Consider the following 16,327-nt stretch of genomic DNA (forward strand, 5'->3'; position numbering starts at 1 on the left):
CGGCTCCATCGCAGCAGAATACCGCTGCCGGCGCTAACTTCAGGTAAATACCGGACAGGCGAACTACCTGGGAGCGTATCGACGTCTCGTGCGGGTTGTGCGGCGGCGCTTACGCCGCGGGCACCGGCAGCGCCGTCACCGACTTGATCTTCTCCATCGCGAAGCGCGAGGTGACGTTCTTCAGCGGCACGGCACTGATCAGCTTCTTGTAGAAGACGTCGTAGGCCTGCATGTCCGCGACCACGACGCGCAGCATGTAGTCGACGTCGCCGGCCATCCGGTAGAACTCCATCACCTCGGGCATGGCGCTGACCGCGTCGGCGAATTTGCGCAGCCAGGCTTCCGAATGGTCGGCGCTCTCGACCGAGACGAACACCGAAATCCCGAGCCCGATCTTGTTCTGGTCGACCAGCGCCACGCGGCGCAGGATCACGCCGTCGGCCTCCAGCCGCTGGATGCGCTTCCAGCATGGCGTCGACGACAGGCCGACCCGGTCGCCGATCTCGGCGACGGAGAGCGACGCATCCTCCTGCAACACGGTCAGAATCTTGCGATCGATCGCGTCGAGGCGGCGACTGTTGTCATGAAGCTGAATGGCGACATCGGTCATAGAAGAAAGTTCCATATGAAGGTTCAATATCCCTCATATAGAGAAGAATCTTCCAAATCAAGCGATTCGTGGCGGCTCAGGCCGGCTTGGCGTCGGCGTGCTGACCCAAAAACTCTTCAACTTCAGTACGTTGCGGTGCGGCATAAGCACCCCCGAAGCGGGTGCATTTCAGCGCTGCAGCGGCGGAGGCGAAGCGGAGCGCGTCGCGCAGCGGCTGTTTCTCGGTGATGGCGAGGGCGAACGCCCCGTGGAAGACGTCGCCGGCCCCGAGCGTGTCGACGGTATGGACCGGGAAGGCCGGGGTCTCCTCGAGCCCGCCCTTCTCGTTGAGCCAGATCGTGCCCTGAGGGCCGCGGGTGCCGGCCAGGAAGGAGGGGGTGAGCTTGGCGAGCTTGTGCAGCGCCTGGCCGTCGTCGGTGACGTCGGCGGTCTCCTGCAGCGGCTCGCTGGAGAACACCAGATGGGAGGAGGCGGTGAGCAGCCCCTCCCGCATCGACATCGCGCGGTCGACGTCGACCACCACCGGAATGCCGCGTTTGACCGCCTCGGCGCAAAGCTCGGTGCAGAACGGCGCGCAGCGGCTCTCGGTCAGGATCGCCGCGCAATCCTCCAGCAAGAGCTCGGTCGGCGGCAGCTTGACCTTCCAGAGCTCCGGATCGCGGAAGGTGACGATGGTGCGCTCGCCGCTGTCGTCGATCATGATCGCCGAGATCGGGGTGACCAGGTTCGGCATGTGGATGAGATGATTGGTCTCGATGCCTTCCTGGGCGAGCTTGTCGAAGATGTAGCGGCTCGAGGTCTCCTGCGAATCGCCCATCGGTCCGCAGATCGAAGCGCGGCCGCCCAGCCGGACGATGCCGATGGCGGCGTTCAGAGCATTGCCGCCGCAGATCTCCTCGAAATGCGTCGCGTTCTCTTTGGAGCCGCGCGCCGGGACGCTGACGCGAAAGGTCAGGTCGCGCACCGGCAGGCCGATGCAGAGGATGCGGGGCGGGACTTTCGGGGCGCCGTTCTGAAAATTCATGCGGGGGATCCGTCGCAATGGTTCCGTTACTGCCAGAACTGTGTCCAGCTTTAATCGGCAGAACGATGTCCGGTTCCCGCTATTTGTCCAACGGGTTTTGGTGGTGCACCCAGCGGCCGAGCAGGTGATGGGCAATCGCGAACGGATGCGGGCCGGCGAGCCCGTCGGGATGCTGGCGCTTCAGCATCAGCGACGCCTCGGCATGGTCGAACCAGCGCGCATCTTCCAGCTCGGTGCGGTCGACCACGATGTCCTCGTTGGTCGCGCGCGCGGTGCAGCCGATCATCAGCGATGACGGATAGGGCCAGGGCTGTGTCATGTAGTAATTGACGTCGGTGCAGCGGATGCCGGACTCCTCGAAAATCTCGCGTCGCACGGCGTCCTCGATGGTCTCGGCGGCTTCCACGAACCCGGCGAGGCAGGAATACATGCCGGGCATGAACTGCTTCTGCCGTCCCAGCAGCACCTTGTCGCCGTACGTGACCAGCATGATCACGACCGGGTCGGTGCGCGGAAAGTGCTCGGCCTTGCAGCTCGGGCATTCGCGCTTCCAGCCGCCGTCCTTCATCGCCGTGCGGGTGCCGCAGTTCGCACAGAAGCCGTGGCGCTGATGCCAGGTCACCATCGATTTCGCCATTGCGATGGCCGAAAGCTGCTCGGGCGGCACCACCCCCTGCATCGCCATGCCGCGCAATTCGGTGATCGCGACGTCGGCGCGCCCGACCAGCTTCTCGGCGGCCTGCGGCGCGATCCCCATGCCGAAAATCGGCGCGGCGTCGCGCAGCCCGAGAAAGATCGTGCCGGGATTGGCGCCGTAGCTGCGGGCTTCCTCCAGAGAGAGCAAGGCCCGGGCCCCGCCATCCTCCTGCTTCACGACCAGCGAGTCGCGATAGATCACATAAGCACGGGCTTCGCGGTGGCCTTCCAGCGCGAACAGCTTCTCGTCATTGGTGCGCAGATGCGCGGCGCGGTCCAGCACATGGGTGACAAAGGCCGGCTGGCCGAGCGGAAATGAATCGAATGCAGACATTGAATCTCAACCCAACCAGATCTTGCGGCGAAGCGCGCTGATGAAATTTTGCACTTCCTCGGCGTCATGCGCCAGCGGCGGCATCACGCCCCAAACGGGACGCGGCCATGCAGCGTCGCTGGTGCGGCGCGCGATGACATGGACGTGGAGCTGCGGGACGAGGTTGCCGAGCGCGGCGACATTCAGCTTGTCGCACTTGGTGACCTCTTTCAGGGCCCGCGAGACGCGAGTGATTTCCGTCATCAGCTGCGCCTGCGCGACCTCGTCGAGGTCGATGATCTCGACCGCGCCGTCGCGCCGCGGCACCAGCAGCAGCCACGGATAATGCGCATCCTTGATGACGAGCACCTTGCACAGCGGCAGGTCGCCGATGTCGATGGTGTCTTTCTTGAGCTGCGAATGCAGCGACCAATTGGAGGCGGGCATGACGGGCAAATAATGCCTTTCCGTGTTCCCAGACAAGCCCCACAAAGCCAGCCTTACAAAGCCGGGTCAGGCCGCTTGCTTTCCGGCGGTTTTGGCCCCAAATAGGGACCGGGAGATTGGCGGTGGACGAGCCACTCGCCAACCGGGTCAGGTCCGGAAGGAAGCAGCCCTAACGAGGTCCGGATCGGGTCGCTCGTCAGTCTCCTACCTGTTTTCCGAGCGAATCGCGCTGGAACGGCGGTCTCCGCGCCCGGCGCTCGATTTCGGCTCCTATCCGCACGCCGGCTGAAGAGACAATTCCCAAGTTGCGGATCGATGCATGAATGACGCTGGCGACCCCTCCCAACCGTCCGATGGCGCAGGCAAAGCAAGCCTTGACGGCGGTTTCGATCTCGGCGCTGCGCCGGACGCCGCCAAGCCCTACCGCGTTCTCGCCCGCAAATACCGCCCCTCCAGCTTCGAGGACCTGATCGGCCAGGAGGCCATGGTGCGCACGGTCTCGAACGCGTTCGAGACCGGGCGGATTCCGCAGGCCTGGATCCTGACCGGCGTCCGCGGGGTCGGCAAGACCACCACCGCTCGCATCCTCGCCCGCGCGCTGAACTACGCCAAGCCGGACGGCTCGGTGAACGGGCCGACCATCCACATGCCCGATCTCGGCATCCACTGCCAGGCGATCATGGAAAGCCGGCACATGGACGTGCTGGAGATGGACGCCGCCTCCCACACCGGCGTCGACGATGTCCGCCAGATCAATGACAGCGTGCGCTACGCGCCGGCCAGCGCGCGCTACAAGGTCTACATCATCGACGAAGTCCACATGCTGTCGACGGCGGCCTTCAACGCCTTCCTGAAGACGCTGGAGGAGCCGCCGGAGCACGCCAAGTTCGTGTTCGCCACCACAGAAATCCGCAAGGTTCCGATCACGGTGCTGTCGCGCTGCCAGCGCTTCGACCTGCGCCGCGTCGAAGCCGACGTGCTGATGAAGCATCTCGGCAACATCGCCGCCAAGGAAGGCGTCGAGGTCGAGCCCGAGGCGCTCGGCATCATCGCGCGCGCGGCCGAGGGATCGGTGCGCGACTCGCTGTCGCTGTTCGACCAGGCGATCGCGCATGCCGCCGGCAATGTGAAGGCCGACGCGGTCAGGCAGATGCTCGGCCTCGCCGACCGCACCCGCGTGATCGACCTGTTCGATTCGCTGGCGCGCGGCGATCTCGCCTCAGCCTTCGCCGAATTCCGCGCGCAATATGACGTCGGCGCCGATCCGGTCGTGGTGCTGTCCGACCTTGCCGAGTTCGTCAATTTCGTCACCCGCGTGAAGGTCGTGCCGGGGACGGCCGACAATGTCGCGTTCGGCGAGACCGAGCGGGTGCGCGCGCGCGAATTCGCCGTCAAGCTGTCGATGCGGGTGCTGTCGCGGATGTGGCAGATGCTGCTCAAGGGCATCGCCGAGGTGCAGACCGCGACGCGCCCGGCCGCTGCCGCCGAGATGGTGCTGGTGCGGATTGCCTATGTCGCCGATTTGCCGACGCCGGATGAGGCGATCCGGATGATCGAGCAGAATGGCGGCGGCGCTGCGCCCGCGGCGTCGGGATCCGCCGCCTCGCAACCGTCGCGCGGCGCACCATCCTCGGCAATGCCTGCGATGTCATCCGCGCCGGTGCGCGCGCCGCAGGCCGCGCCGCGCGCCGATTTCGCCGCGCGCCCGCAGATGGCAGCGCTGGCTGCCGATGCCGCGCCGGCGCTCCGGATATCAAGCTTTCCGCAGCTGATCGCGCTCGCCGGCGAGAAGCGCGACATCATGATGAAAAGTGCGCTGGAGGCCGACGTGCGGCTGGTGCGCATCGAGGACGGCCAGCTCGAGATCGCCCTCGAGCCGAAGGCGCAACGCGCGCTCGTCACCGACCTGTCGCGCAAGCTCGAACTATGGACCGGGCGGCGCTGGACCGTGATCATCTCCAACGAGGCCGGCCAGCCCACGGTGCGGTCGCAGAACGAATTGGCGCGCAGCGAGCATCAGCGCACTGCGGAAGCTGATCCGCGCGTGCAGGAGGTGCTGGCGCGCTTCCCCGGCACCAAGGTGGTCGAGGTCCGCCGCCTTGCCGCCGAGGTTCCGGTGTCGGATGCGTCAGGCGAAGACCCGATTGAAACTTCCGACAGCGACGACGATTGATATTTGGCGATAGGAACGCAGGCATGGCTGATTTTCTCGGCATGATGAAGCAGGCAGCGCAGCTGCAATCCAAGATGCAGGAGATGCAGGAGCAACTCGGCAATGTCGAGGTCGAAGGCATCTCCGGCGGCGGCTTGGTCGCGGTGCGCATGACCGCGAAGATGGAAGTGAAGGGCATCAAGATCGATCCGTCGCTGATGAAGCCGGAGGAACGCGAGGTGCTCGAGGATCTGCTGGTCACCGCGCATGGCGATGCCCGCCGCAAGGCCGAGACCGCGATGCAGGAGAAGATGATGGCGCTCACCGGCGGGCTCGGCCTGCCGCCGGGATTTGGTCCGACTTAAATGGCTGCAAGCGTTGCCGGCCCCGAGATTGAACGCCTGATCCAGTTGCTGGCGCGGCTGCCGGGCCTCGGGCCCCGTTCGGCGCGGCGCGCGGCGCTGCATCTGATCAAGAAGCGCGAAGCCCTGATGACGCCGCTGACCGCGGCGCTGCAGGTGGCTATCGAGAAAATCCAGGTCTGCAAGACCTGCGGAAACATCGATACACAAAACCCCTGCACGGTGTGCACCGATCCGCGCCGCGATCCCTCGATCATCGTCGTGGTCGCCGACGTCGCCGATCTCTGGGCGCTGGAACGCGCCAATGCGACCAATGGCCGCTATCACGTGCTCGGCGCGACACTGTCGCCGCTCGACGGCGTCGGTCCGCAGGATCTCACCATCGATCAGCTGGTGGCGCGCGCGCACGCACCCGAGGTCAGCGAGATCATCCTGGCGCTCAATGCGACCGTCGATGGCCAGACCACCGCGCATTACATCACCGACCTGTTGTCGGAGGCCAATGTGCGGGTGACGCGGCTGGCGCATGGCGTGCCGGTCGGCGGAGAGCTTGATTACCTCGATGAAGGTACGCTATCTGCAGCCATGCGGCAGCGGACGCTGTTCTAGCGCGCGATGTCGGCGCCGAGCACGGCGTCAGGCGCCAAGCGATCGGTCACAATCCGAAAAGATCGCACCGAAACAAAAATGGTAGGGTGGATGCCGATTCGGGGACGGTCATTCACGCTCTGACGAATCAAGATACGGAACCACTGACAATGACGGCACACCGATTCGGCGTACGCTTGTTCGGCGTACGTTTGGGCTTTGCGCTTCTGGCGGCAACATTCGCCGCGCCTTGCGCCATCGCGCAGCAGGCCGACGCGCCGCAGAAGCCCGGCAAGATGATCCACGCCGGCGACGTGCTGTCGGGCGAACTCGGCGTCATGAAGGTGCGTGACGCCAAGAACCGCGGCAAGCGCGTCGCGACCTACCAGATCACCAGCGAGCCGCGCCGCCTGCCGCCGCCGAACGGTCTGTGCAATCTCGAAACCGGACCGGAAACCTTCCAGCTCGTTCCAACCAACGACGCCCAGGCCGCGCAGCTCAAAAGCCTCTCCGGCAAGGAAATCTCGGTGAAGGTCGACGAGGTCGCCTGCGCCAAGGATGCCGGCGAGATGAGCGAAGCCATCGTCACCAAGTGGAGCGTGGTGGCGAAGTAGCTGCCTCACCCATCCTCATCGTCGTCCTGGCGAAGGCCAGGACCCATAACCACCGGCTTTGGTTGTCGGATGGATCGTGGCCCCAACGTCGCGCAACAATTCGCATTTGGGGTAATGGGTCCTGGCTTTCGCCAGGACGACGCGCGGAGAGCCTGTAGCCCGGATGGAGCGCAGCGAAATCCGGGACGGTCGCGTCAGTGGAGAGGTCTCCCGGATTGCGCTGCGCTCCATCCGGGCTACGGGGGCTGAGCTAAACCCTCACCGGCCCCAACTCGTCGAAATGCCCGCGCCGCTGCAACCAGGCGAGCAGGATCAGGCTCGGGATCGCGACCAGCACGCAGATCACGAAGAACACCTGCCAGCCGACGGCCTTGGCGACATAGCCCGCGCCCGATGACAGATAGGTGCGGCCGACCGCCGCGAGCGCCGTCAGCAGGGCGTACTGGGTCGCGGTGTGGAGCGGATTGCGGCACAGCGCCGACAAATAGGCGACGAAGATGACGGTGCCGATGGCGCTGGTGAAGTTCTCCGCGGTGATCGCCAGCGCGAGCGCCCATTGATCGACGCCGACATGGGCGAGCCAGGAGAACGAGAGATTGGCGATCGCCTGCAGCACGCCGCCGATCCAGAGGCTGGTCGCGAGCGAATAGCGCCGCGCCACGAAGCCGCCGGCAAAGCCGCCGATCAGGGTTGCGGCAAGGCCGACGCCCTTCACGATCGCCGCGTAATCGACCTTGGAAAAGCCGATGTCGATCACGAACGGCGCGGTCATGGTGCCTGAAAACGCGTCGGTGAACTTGAACAGCACCACGAAGGCGAGCGCGGCGAAGGCGTCCTTGCGGCTGAGGAACTCGGAGAACGCGCCGAGCGCCGCGTGCAACACGCGTTCCGCGGCGTTCTGCGCGTGCGTGGCCGCCTCCGCGCCCTTCGATTGCGCCGGCTCGGTCGCAGCCAGCGCGGTGACGATGCCGATCACGACCAGCGCGGCCATCACCACATAGCCCCACATCCACGCCGACGGACGCGCGAGGCCAGCGGACTCGAAGCCGCTGACGATGAACAGCGCGCCGGCGGTCGAGACCAGCATGCCGACGCGATAGGCCGCGACATAGGACGCCATGCCGGCGGCCTGCTCGCTTTCAGGCAGGCTTTCGACGCGGAAGGCATCGACCACGATGTCCTGCGTCGACGAGGCGGTTGCGACCAGCAGCGCGGCAAAGGCCGCGAACCATGGCGATCGCGCAGGATCGGCCATCGCTAGCACCAGGATGGCCGCGATCAGCAGCAGCTGCGAGAACAGCAGCCAGCCGCGGCGGCGGCCGAACATCTGCGTGAACAGCGGCACATGCAGCGCGTCGACCAGCGGCGCCCAGAGGAATTTCAGCGTGTAGGGCGTGCCGATCAGCGCCAGCAGCCCGATGGTGCCGAGATCGACCCCGGCTTCCTTCATCCAGACCTGCAGCGTCGAGCCCGACAGGGCCAGCGGCAGCCCCGAGGAGAAGCCGAGCAGCAGCACGATCAGCACCCGCGGCTGCAGGTACACGGCAAGACTGTCGCGCCAGGAGGTGGCGGGCGGGGCTGCGGGTGGCTTGGTGGGCGCGTCTGACAAGGCTTCAGGTGCGGTCATAGATAGGTTGTTACCAGATTCGACCCCAAAAAGACTGTCATCGCCCGGCTCGACCGGGCGATCCAGTATCCCAGAGGCCTATCCGCCACCCGCGGCGATTTCTGGGTAAAGATCGATCCAGTCCGGATTGTCCTTCTCGATCAGCGAAATCTTCCAGGCGCGCGGCCATTTCTTCAGCCGCTTTTCGCGCTTGATGGCGTTCTCGGGATCGTCGAACTGCTCGAAATAGACGAGCTTCACGACATCGTACTTTGCCGTGAAGCCCTCAACTAACTTGAGCTTGTGTTCGCCCACACGACGAATGAGGTCATTTGTCACACCGATGTAAAGCGTGCCGCCGGTGCGACTGGCGAGGATGTAGACGTAGTAGTTGCGTGCTCCCATCTGCCGCCTCTGGGATACTGGATCGCCCGGTCAAGCCGGGCGATGACAGCTGATTGTGTGGTGCGATCCTTGGTCAGCAACATCACTAGGTGCGGTCATAGAGAAGTTGTTACCAGAATCAGCCCCAAAAAGACTGTCATCGCCCGGCCTGTGCGCAATTGCGCACATGGACCGGGCGATCCAATATCCCAGAGGCCTATCCGCCACCCGCGGCTATTTCGGGATAAAGTCGGGCGATGACATCGATTGGGTGGCGCACGCCGGACAACTTCTAGAAACAACAATCACTCCCCCGCCTGCAGCTTGCGCGGGGCGGGGAACAGGTCGGACGTGCTGGGCTTGACGAAGCGGGGGACCTCGATCGGGGTCTCGGACTTGCTGAAGTCGAGTTCCTCGATGCGGCCGGCGCGTTTCTCGATCTTGTCGGCGGAGATCAGGATCTGCCTGACGTCCTCGTTCACCTGGCCGAAATGGGTCTGCAGCTTGAGCACGCGATCGCGCAGGCGGCCGAGGTCGTCGCCGAGATGCATCACCTCGTTGCGGATCTGGTCGGCGGCGTCGCGGATGCGGGCGTCCTTCAGGATCTGCTGCATCACCTGGATCGCCAGCATCAAGAGCGACGGCGACACCAGCACGACGCGGGCGCGATAGGCCTTCTGGATCACGTCGTCGAAGCCGTCATGGATCTCGGCATAGACCGATTCCGACGGCACGAACATCAGCGCGGTGTCCTGGGTCTCGCCCGGGATCAGGTACTTCTCCGCGATGTCGCTGACATGCTTCAGCACGTCGGCGCGCAGCCGCTGGCTGACGAATTTGCGCTCCTCGTCGCTGCGCGCATCGTGCAGCGCGGTCATCGCCTCGAGCGGAAATTTCGCATCGATGCAGAGCGGGCGCTGGTCCGGCAGGAACACGACGCAGTCCGGCCGCTTGCCCGACGTCAGCGTGTACTGGAACTCGAACGAGCCCTTCGGCATGCCGTCCTGGACGATCGCCTCCATCCGCGCCTGGCCGAACGCGCCGCGGGATTGCTTGTTGGCGAGTACGTCGCGCAAGGTCGTCACCTGGGTGGTGAGCTCGTTGAGGTTCTTGTGCGCGTGGTCGATGATGCCGAGCCGCTCGTGCAGCACGCGCAGTGAATCCATCGTGTTGCGGGTCGATTGCTCCATCGACTGGCCGACCCGGTGGGTCACCGAATCCAGCCGCTCGTTGACGGCCCGGGCCATCTCCGCCTGGCGGCCGGCCAGCGCCTGCGTCATGGCGTCCACGCGTCCGGAGGATTCGCTCTGAGCCCGCAGCATGTCGGCGAGCCGCTCCTCCAGCTCGTCGGCGCGGATGGCCTGGGCCATCGCGAGTTCCGCGCCGCGCCGGCTGGCGCGTGCGATCACCACCGCAATGGCGAGCAGCAGGATCAGCGCCAGCGCCCCAAGGCCGATCAATGCGTCGGAGACACGGACCGGAAGGTCGCCAATCGTCAGGAGAATCTCGTTCATGCCGGCAGTTGTAGCCGATTCGCGGTCGGGCGCGAACGAAGAGGGAACGCTTATGGCAAATGCATTCCTGATTTTCCGGGTTAATGCGGAGTGAAGAAACGTGGTTAAGGTTGTCCTAACGGGTTCCTGAGCGCATTGACCCCATGAAGTCAGCAGCTTAAATCGCCGCCATGGCATTAAGAGAAATTATCATCCTGCCGGACAAGCAGTTGCGGCTGGTGTCGAAACCGATCGAGAAGGTGACGCCGGAGATCCGCAAGCTGGCCGACGACATGCTCGAGACCATGTATGACGCGCCCGGCATCGGGCTGGCGGCGATCCAGGTCGCGCAGCCGCTGCGGCTGATCACCATGGACCTCGCCAAGCGCGACGAGAACGGCGAGACCACGGCGAAGCCGCGCGTCTTCATCAATCCGGAGATCATTGCGCGCTCGGAAGAGCTGTCGGTGTACGAAGAGGGCTGCTTGTCGATCCCCGAATATTACGAGGAGGTCGAGCGCCCGGCGCGGGTGCGCGTGCGATTCACCGATCTCGACGGCAAGCTGCATGAGGAGGATGCGGAGGGGCTCTACGCCACCTGCATCCAGCACGAAATCGATCATCTCAACGGCGTGCTGTTCGTGGATTATCTGTCGAAACTGAAGCGCGACCGCGTCTTCAAGAAATTCGAGAAGGCCGCCAAGCGCGCGGCGGAGTAGGATCGCCATCGGCACTCGACTCCCTCTCCCGCTTGCGGGGGAGAGTTGGGGTGGTGGTCTTGCCACGAGTCGTATCGCTGAGATAGCCCCCACCCGGATCGCATCTTCGATGCGATCCGGCCTCCCCCGCAAGCGGGAGAGGCCAACCGAATTCGCGGAAAGACCCGCGCGCTTCATATGCGATTCCTCTCCCCGCAAGGGAAGGAACAGACCGAGTTCTCGTCATGCCTCTCCGCCTGATCTTCATGGGTACGCCCGATTTCGCGGTGCCGACGCTGCTGGAGCTGGTGGCCCACGGCCATGAGGTCGTGGCGGTCTACACCCGCGCGCCGAAGCCGGGCGGGCGACGCGGCCTGCAGCTGCAGCCGACGCCGGTCGAGCAGGAGGCGCGCCGCCTCGGCATTCCCGTGCTGACGCCGAAGACCCTCAAAACGCCGGAAGCGCTCGAGGAGTTTCGCGCGCATGACGCGGATGCCGCGGTGGTCGTCGCCTATGGCATGATCCTGCCCCAGGCGATTCTCGACGCGCCCAGGCTCGGCTGCTTCAACCTGCATGCTTCGCTATTGCCGCGCTGGCGCGGAGCCGCGCCGATCAACCGCGCCATCATGGCGGGCGATGCCGAGAGCGGCGTGATGGTGATGAAGATGGATGTCGGCCTCGACACCGGCGACGTCGCGATGGCCGAGCGGCTGCCGATCACGGACAGCATGACGGCGTCCGACCTGCACGACGCGCTGGCGCCGCTCGGCGCCGATCTGATGGTGCGCGCGATGGGCGGCCTGCAGCGCGGCGGATTGCAGCTGACGAAGCAGAGCGCGGACGGCGTCACCTACGCCGCCAAGATCGAGAAGGCCGAGGCGCGGATCGACTGGAAGCAGCCGGCGCATGCAGTGTTGCGGCACATTCACGGGCTCTCGCCGTTCCCCGGCGCCTGGTGCGAGCTTGCGGGCGAAAGCGAGCCGGTGCGGCTGAAAATCCTGCGCTGCGAACTGGCCAAGGGTTCGGGCGCACCTGGCGATGTGCTCGACGACAATTTCGCGATCGCCTGCGGCGACGGCGCGATCCGGATCCTCGAACTGCAGCGCGCCGGCAAGGCGCCGATGAAGGCGGCGGACTTCTTGCGCGGCACGCCGTTGAAGCCGCCTGCGCGGCTTAGCTGATGCCCCGCTACAAGCTCACCATCGAATATGACGGCACGCCGTTCTCCGGCTGGCAGATCCAGGACACTGCGCCGACCGTGCAGGGCGCGCTGGAGGCGGCGGTCAAGGCGATCTGCGGCGAGGACGTGCGCGTCCATGGCGCCGGCCGTACCGACGCCGGCGTGCACGCGCGCGGCCAGGTCGCGCATTGCGACATCGCCAAGCACTTCCCACGCGGTCGCTTCCGCGACGGGCTGAACGCGCATCTGCGGCCCAATCCGATCGGCGTGCTCGCGGCTGACATCGTGCCCGACGATTTCGAGGCGCGGTTCTCCGCGACCAAGCGGCACTATCTCTATCGCATCACCAACACGCGCGCGAACCTCGCGCTCGACATCGGCCGGGTCTGGCGCGTGCCGCGCGCGCTCGATGCTGACGCGATGCACGAGGCCGCGCAGCGCCTGCTCGGCAAGCACGATTTCACCACCTTCCGCGACACCGAGTGCCAGGCCAAGTCGCCGGAGAAGACGCTCGATCAGCTCGACGTCACGCGCGAGGGCGATGCCGTCAACATCGTGACGTCGGCGCGCTCGTTCCTGCACAGCCAGGTGCGCTCGATGGTGGGCTCGCTGGTCTGGGTCGGCGAGGGCCGCTGGAGCGCCGACGATCTCGCGGGTGCGCTCGCCGCCCGCAACCGCGCCGCCTGCGGCCCCGTGGCGCCGCCGGACGGGCTCTACCTGATGCGGGTGGATTACTAGGCGGTGTGAATGTTCTCGTAGGATGGGTAGAGCCAACGGGTCCGCGCAACGCGCGGCCCGATGATAAACTCCGCGAAACCCATCACTTCGAATCCGCGGCGCCCATGATGGGTTTCGCTGCGCTCTACCCATCCTACGGATGCCTACCCGAAATACCACGCTGTATCTGGTGCGGGTGGATGGCTCGTAGCCCCAATCCCCACTGTGCATGGGGTTGTTTTCGCTGTTTTTGTCCAGCCGGGCGGCTGGCCTACCCGAAATACCTGTCCAGCACGCCCCGATAGATCCGCGTCAGCTTCTCCAGATCGGCCACCGGCGTGCGCTCATCGACCTGGTGCATGGTCTGGCCGACCAGGCCGAATTCGATCACCGGGCAATAGCTCGAGATGAAGCGCGCGTCCGAGGTGCCGCCGGAGGTGGAGAGCTCCGGCCTGCGGCCGGTGACCTCCTCGATCGCGGCGACCGCGAGGTCGGTGAACGGGCCGGGCTGGGTGACGAACACGTTCGAGTTCGACGGTTGCCAATCGATGTGGGCGCGGATGCGGTTGCCGCAGGCTTTCACCAGCCGTTCGTCGACCAGCTGCCGCAGGCTCTCCTGGGTGTGGTTGTCGTTGTAGCGGATGTTGAATTTTGCCCGCGCCTGGCCGGGGATCACGTTGCTTGCGGTGTTGCCGACATCGACCGTGGTGAATTCGAGGTTGCTCGCCTGGAACTGCGCGCTGCCGAGATCGAGCGGCTCGTCGCTCAGCGCCACGATCAGCCGCGAGATATCGGGCACCGGATTGGAGGCGCGGTGCGGATAGGCGACATGGCCCTGCACGCCGTCGACGACCAGCGTGCCGGATTGCGAGCCGCGCCGGCCGATCTTGATCATGTCGCCCAGCACTTCGACATTCGAGGGCTCGCCGAGCACGCAATGATCGAATTTCTCGCCACGCTCGGCGCACCATTTCAACAGCTTGACGGTGCCGTTGATCGAGACGTCTTCCTCATCGCCGGTGATCAGAAAGGAGATCGAGCCGTTGCCATTCTCTTGTGGCTTGCCGCCATGGTCCCGCAGATATTGCAGCACAGCGGCGACGCTGCAGGCGATGCCGCCCTTCATGTCGACGGCGCCGCGGCCGTAGAGATAGCCGTCCTTCACCTCGCCGGAGAACGCGCCGAGTGTCCACGCGGCTTCATCGCCGGGCGGCACCACGTCGGTGTGGCCGGCGAAGGTGATATGCGGCGCTGAACTACCGATGCGCGCATAGAGGTTGTCGATATCGGCGGTGCCGGGCTCGGAGAAGGTCACGCGGTGGACCTCGAAGCCTGCGGTCTTCAGCAGGTTTTCGAGAACGCCAAGCGCGCCGGCGTCGGCCGGGGTGACGGAGGGGCAGCGAACGAGATCGCGGGTAATCGAGACGGCATCACTCATGCGCCTCGCTTAACACGTCACACGGCGGGTGGACCAGCTTTGTGCGGCACGGTATCGAGCTCGCTCTGCTGATCCCAGCCGTGCGCGGAGCGCGACCCGCTGTCGCTGCCTCGCCGCACATGGGTTTTTCCAAGCGGATTGGGGCCGTAGCGATTGGGGTAGCGCGTGCCGGGCAGAAAGGCGAGCTCGATGAAGCCCCAGACATAGAGCACGAAGACGATCGTTCCCGCGGCCACCACCCAATAGGATTCATCGGGGAGCCGGTCCGAGAACTGGCTCATGAGACCCGGGATCGCGAAGAACGGCACCATCCACCACCCGCTCTTGTCGCGGTCGTGCAGGCGCTTGATCGAGACAGCGACATAGACCCAAACGAACAAGAACGTTCCGCAGGCCTTGACCAGCAATGCCGGTAATCCGGCCCAGCTCAGCGATTTGTAGCTGTCGGGGTCGAAGGCCCGGAAGATGTCGTCGACATTGAAGCTGAACCCGTTCTTGCCGCCGAGGCCGGCCGAGACCACCAGCAAAGCCAGGAACATCATCCAGCAGACGATGATCAGCCCTGCGAGCCAGAATTTGGCCCGGTTGACGCGGCCCTTGAAGCCGAACAGGTAGTTGGCCCAGTCCATGAAAATAAACTCCGGGCTGCGGCAATTCTTCGCGGCCCGGAGATATGTCGGCGTCAGACGGAAATTGGTTCGATCAGTCCAGACCCGTCATCCTGAGGTGCGAGCCTTGCGGCGCAATTGCGCCGCTGGGCGAGCCTCGAAGGATGCACGGCCCCGCTGGTGGCCGTCGACCCTTTCGAGACGCCTGCTTCGCAGGCTCCTCAGGGTGACGGTGATGGACTGATCTCGCGGCGAAAGAGCGATCAGTCCCGCAGCAGCTCGTTGATGCTGGTCTTGGCACGGGTGCGCTCGTCGACGCGCTTGACGATCACGGCGCAGGCGGTGGCAGGTCCCGGCTGGCCGTTCTTCAGCGGCTTGGCCGGCAGGGTGCCGGGCACCACGACGGCATATTCCGGGACCTCGCCGACGAAGATTTCACCGGTCTCACGGTCGACGATCTTGGTCGAGGCGCCGAGGAACACGCCCATCGACAGCACCGCGCCCTTGCGCACGATCACGCCCTCGGCGACCTCCGAGCGCGCGCCGATGAAGCAGTCGTCCTCGACGATCACGGGCTCGGCCTGCAGCGGCTCGAGCACGCCGCCGATGCCGACGCCGCCGGAGATGTGCACGCGCTTGCCGATCTGGGCGCAGGAGCCGACCGTCGACCAGGTGTCGATCATGGTGGCTTCATCGACATAGGCGCCGAGATTGACGAAGGAGGGCATCAGCACGACGTTGCGGGCGATGAAGGCCGAGCGGCGCACGATCGCGCCCGGCACGGCGCGGAAGCCGGCGTCGCGGAAACGGTTCTCGCCCCAGCCCTCGAACTTCGACGGCACCTTGTCCCACCACGATGCCGTGCCCGGGCCGCCCGCGATCTGGCCCATGTCGTTGAGGCGGAACGACAGCAGCACGGCCTTCTTCAGCCACTGATTGACCTTCCACTTGCCGCTCGTCTCGCGCTCGGCGACGCGGGCCTCGCCCTTGTCGAGCAGCTCCAGCGCGTGGTCGACCGCCTCGCGGACCTCACCCTTGGTCGAGGTCGAAATGCCTTCGCGGGCGTCGAACGCGGTGTTGACGGTGGTTTCGAGGGCGGACAGCGACATCAGGACAATCCTTGGGCGTATCGGGGATATGGCGGGAATTTTGCAGGGCTTTTTCGGAATTTGGGGCCGCCGAGTCAAGGCAAACTCCTTCCTGCCAAGCCGACTCTCTCCTCCCGTCGTCCCGGCCAAGCGCAGCGCGAGCGGGGCCCATAACCACGAATGCCAGCGTTGCGGCACGCTGGGGCCACAGCGAGTAGCCAAGCGCAGATTGGTGGTTATGGGTCCCTGTGTCTTGGAAGTCTGTCAGGATGAGGGTGGGCGGGAAGCCGTTGGGTCCTTGGCGCTTGA

General features: G+C 65.3%; 17 protein-coding genes and 1 other RNA gene. 8 read left to right on the forward strand and 10 right to left on the reverse strand.

Going from position 1 to position 16,327, the window contains the following annotated elements; all coding sequences use genetic code 11:
* Positions 1 to 109: 109 nt before the first annotated feature.
* The 4 genes from IF803_RS29400 to IF803_RS29415 all read right to left on the reverse strand — a co-directional run bounded on the left by IF803_RS29400 (position 110) and on the right by IF803_RS29415 (position 3,090).
* A complete protein-coding gene (locus IF803_RS29400) occupies positions 110 to 610 on the reverse strand; it encodes an Lrp/AsnC family transcriptional regulator (protein WP_016848075.1) in 501 nt (166 codons plus the stop codon).
* A 76-nt stretch (positions 611 to 686) separates the two neighbouring features.
* Entirely contained in the window at positions 687 to 1,634 is a 948-nt protein-coding gene (locus tag IF803_RS29405) for a sugar kinase (RefSeq protein WP_461194489.1), read from the reverse strand.
* A 79-nt stretch (positions 1,635 to 1,713) separates the two neighbouring features.
* Positions 1,714 to 2,664, reverse strand: a complete 951-nt coding sequence (nudC, locus tag IF803_RS29410) for an NAD(+) diphosphatase (protein WP_304498337.1) — start codon at positions 2,662 to 2,664, stop codon at positions 1,714 to 1,716.
* A 6-nt stretch (positions 2,665 to 2,670) separates the two neighbouring features.
* Positions 2,671 to 3,090, reverse strand: a complete 420-nt coding sequence (locus IF803_RS29415) for an HIT domain-containing protein (RefSeq protein WP_028344138.1) — start codon at positions 3,088 to 3,090, stop codon at positions 2,671 to 2,673.
* 111 nt (positions 3,091 to 3,201) lie between these two features.
* On the opposite strand from IF803_RS29415, the gene ffs reads away from it, so the two are divergent.
* The 5 genes from ffs (at position 3,202) to IF803_RS29440 (ending at position 6,806) form a co-directional block, all read left to right on the forward strand.
* Positions 3,202 to 3,298: signal recognition particle sRNA small type (gene ffs / locus IF803_RS29420), an RNA gene on the forward strand.
* A 111-nt stretch (positions 3,299 to 3,409) separates the two neighbouring features.
* Positions 3,410 to 5,263: a DNA polymerase III subunit gamma/tau gene (locus IF803_RS29425; protein ID WP_461194490.1), complete on the forward strand. Its 1,854-nt coding sequence runs from the start codon at positions 3,410 to 3,412 to the stop codon at positions 5,261 to 5,263.
* Positions 5,264 to 5,286: 23 nt separating this feature from the next.
* Positions 5,287 to 5,607 (forward strand): YbaB/EbfC family nucleoid-associated protein, encoded by a 321-nt coding sequence (locus IF803_RS29430; protein WP_018269493.1) that lies wholly within the window; start codon positions 5,287 to 5,289, stop codon positions 5,605 to 5,607.
* Entirely contained in the window at positions 5,608 to 6,213 is a 606-nt protein-coding gene (recR, locus tag IF803_RS29435; RefSeq protein ID WP_016848081.1) for a recombination mediator RecR, read from the forward strand.
* A 149-nt stretch (positions 6,214 to 6,362) separates the two neighbouring features.
* On the forward strand, positions 6,363 to 6,806 hold the full coding sequence (locus IF803_RS29440) for a hypothetical protein (RefSeq protein WP_439711183.1): 444 nt from the start codon (positions 6,363 to 6,365) through the stop codon (positions 6,804 to 6,806).
* Between the two features lie 250 nt (positions 6,807 to 7,056).
* On the opposite strand, the gene IF803_RS29445 is transcribed toward IF803_RS29440, so the two are convergent.
* The 3 genes from IF803_RS29445 to IF803_RS29455 all read right to left on the reverse strand — a co-directional run bounded on the left by IF803_RS29445 (position 7,057) and on the right by IF803_RS29455 (position 10,310).
* Positions 7,057 to 8,433: an AmpG family muropeptide MFS transporter gene (locus IF803_RS29445; RefSeq protein WP_461194491.1), complete on the reverse strand. Its 1,377-nt coding sequence runs from the start codon at positions 8,431 to 8,433 to the stop codon at positions 7,057 to 7,059.
* Between the two features lie 78 nt (positions 8,434 to 8,511).
* Entirely contained in the window at positions 8,512 to 8,817 is a 306-nt protein-coding gene (locus IF803_RS29450; RefSeq protein WP_461194493.1) for a GIY-YIG nuclease family protein, read from the reverse strand.
* A 284-nt stretch (positions 8,818 to 9,101) separates the two neighbouring features.
* Positions 9,102 to 10,310 carry a DNA recombination protein RmuC gene (locus IF803_RS29455; RefSeq protein ID WP_461194495.1) on the reverse strand — a complete coding sequence of 403 codons (1,209 nt, stop codon included), beginning with the start codon at positions 10,308 to 10,310 and terminating at the stop codon, positions 9,102 to 9,104.
* A 170-nt stretch (positions 10,311 to 10,480) separates the two neighbouring features.
* Between IF803_RS29455 and def the strand changes: the two genes are divergently transcribed.
* The 3 genes from def (at position 10,481) to truA (ending at position 12,905) form a co-directional block, all read left to right on the forward strand.
* Complete coding sequence (gene def, locus IF803_RS29460) at positions 10,481 to 11,008, forward strand: peptide deformylase (protein WP_461194496.1); 528 nt, start codon at positions 10,481 to 10,483, stop codon at positions 11,006 to 11,008.
* Between the two features lie 224 nt (positions 11,009 to 11,232).
* On the forward strand, positions 11,233 to 12,168 hold the full coding sequence (gene fmt / locus IF803_RS29465) for a methionyl-tRNA formyltransferase (RefSeq protein WP_461194497.1): 936 nt from the start codon (positions 11,233 to 11,235) through the stop codon (positions 12,166 to 12,168).
* A complete protein-coding gene (truA, locus tag IF803_RS29470; protein WP_461194499.1) occupies positions 12,168 to 12,905 on the forward strand; it encodes a tRNA pseudouridine(38-40) synthase TruA in 738 nt (245 codons plus the stop codon). Before fmt ends, truA begins: the two co-directional genes overlap by 1 nt.
* A 250-nt stretch (positions 12,906 to 13,155) precedes the next feature.
* Here truA and dapE read toward each other — a convergent pair whose 3' ends face one another.
* The 3 genes from dapE to dapD form a co-directional block, all read right to left on the reverse strand.
* Positions 13,156 to 14,322, reverse strand: coding sequence for a succinyl-diaminopimelate desuccinylase (dapE, locus tag IF803_RS29475; RefSeq protein ID WP_461194501.1), 1,167 nt, complete (start codon positions 14,320 to 14,322; stop codon positions 13,156 to 13,158).
* 17 nt (positions 14,323 to 14,339) lie between these two features.
* Positions 14,340 to 14,951 (reverse strand): DUF805 domain-containing protein, encoded by a 612-nt coding sequence (locus IF803_RS29480; protein ID WP_461194502.1) that lies wholly within the window; start codon positions 14,949 to 14,951, stop codon positions 14,340 to 14,342.
* A gap of 242 nt (positions 14,952 to 15,193) precedes the next feature.
* Positions 15,194 to 16,039: a 2,3,4,5-tetrahydropyridine-2,6-dicarboxylate N-succinyltransferase gene (gene dapD / locus IF803_RS29485; RefSeq protein WP_461194503.1), complete on the reverse strand. Its 846-nt coding sequence runs from the start codon at positions 16,037 to 16,039 to the stop codon at positions 15,194 to 15,196.
* Between the last annotated feature and the right edge of the window lie 288 nt (positions 16,040 to 16,327).

This window comes from Bradyrhizobium sp. UFLA06-06 (assembly GCF_054820065.1).

Bases quoted from the DNA above. Each gene is read 5' to 3' on its own strand.
- IF803_RS29455 (WP_461194495.1), bottom strand. From the start codon at position 10,310: ATGAACGAGATTCTCCTGACGATTGGCGACCTTCCGGTCCGTGTCTCC.
- def (WP_461194496.1), top strand. From the start codon at position 10,481: ATGGCATTAAGAGAAATTATCATCCTGCCGGACAAGCAGTTGCGGCTG.
- nudC (WP_304498337.1), bottom strand. From the start codon at position 2,664: ATGTCTGCATTCGATTCATTTCCGCTCGGCCAGCCGGCCTTTGTCACC.
- IF803_RS29480 (WP_461194502.1), bottom strand. From the start codon at position 14,951: ATGGACTGGGCCAACTACCTGTTCGGCTTCAAGGGCCGCGTCAACCGG.
- IF803_RS29430 (WP_018269493.1), top strand. From the start codon at position 5,287: ATGGCTGATTTTCTCGGCATGATGAAGCAGGCAGCGCAGCTGCAATCC.
- truA (WP_461194499.1), top strand. From the start codon at position 12,168: ATGCCCCGCTACAAGCTCACCATCGAATATGACGGCACGCCGTTCTCC.
- fmt (WP_461194497.1), top strand. From the start codon at position 11,233: ATGCCTCTCCGCCTGATCTTCATGGGTACGCCCGATTTCGCGGTGCCG.
- dapD (WP_461194503.1), bottom strand. From the start codon at position 16,039: ATGTCGCTGTCCGCCCTCGAAACCACCGTCAACACCGCGTTCGACGCC.
- IF803_RS29440 (WP_439711183.1), top strand. From the start codon at position 6,363: ATGACGGCACACCGATTCGGCGTACGCTTGTTCGGCGTACGTTTGGGC.
- IF803_RS29415 (WP_028344138.1), bottom strand. From the start codon at position 3,090: ATGCCCGCCTCCAATTGGTCGCTGCATTCGCAGCTCAAGAAAGACACC.
- IF803_RS29400 (WP_016848075.1), bottom strand. From the start codon at position 610: ATGACCGATGTCGCCATTCAGCTTCATGACAACAGTCGCCGCCTCGAC.
- IF803_RS29425 (WP_461194490.1), top strand. From the start codon at position 3,410: ATGAATGACGCTGGCGACCCCTCCCAACCGTCCGATGGCGCAGGCAAA.
- IF803_RS29405 (WP_461194489.1), bottom strand. From the start codon at position 1,634: ATGAATTTTCAGAACGGCGCCCCGAAAGTCCCGCCCCGCATCCTCTGC.
- IF803_RS29450 (WP_461194493.1), bottom strand. From the start codon at position 8,817: ATGGGAGCACGCAACTACTACGTCTACATCCTCGCCAGTCGCACCGGC.
- IF803_RS29445 (WP_461194491.1), bottom strand. From the start codon at position 8,433: ATGACCGCACCTGAAGCCTTGTCAGACGCGCCCACCAAGCCACCCGCA.
- recR (WP_016848081.1), top strand. From the start codon at position 5,608: ATGGCTGCAAGCGTTGCCGGCCCCGAGATTGAACGCCTGATCCAGTTG.
- dapE (WP_461194501.1), bottom strand. From the start codon at position 14,322: ATGAGTGATGCCGTCTCGATTACCCGCGATCTCGTTCGCTGCCCCTCC.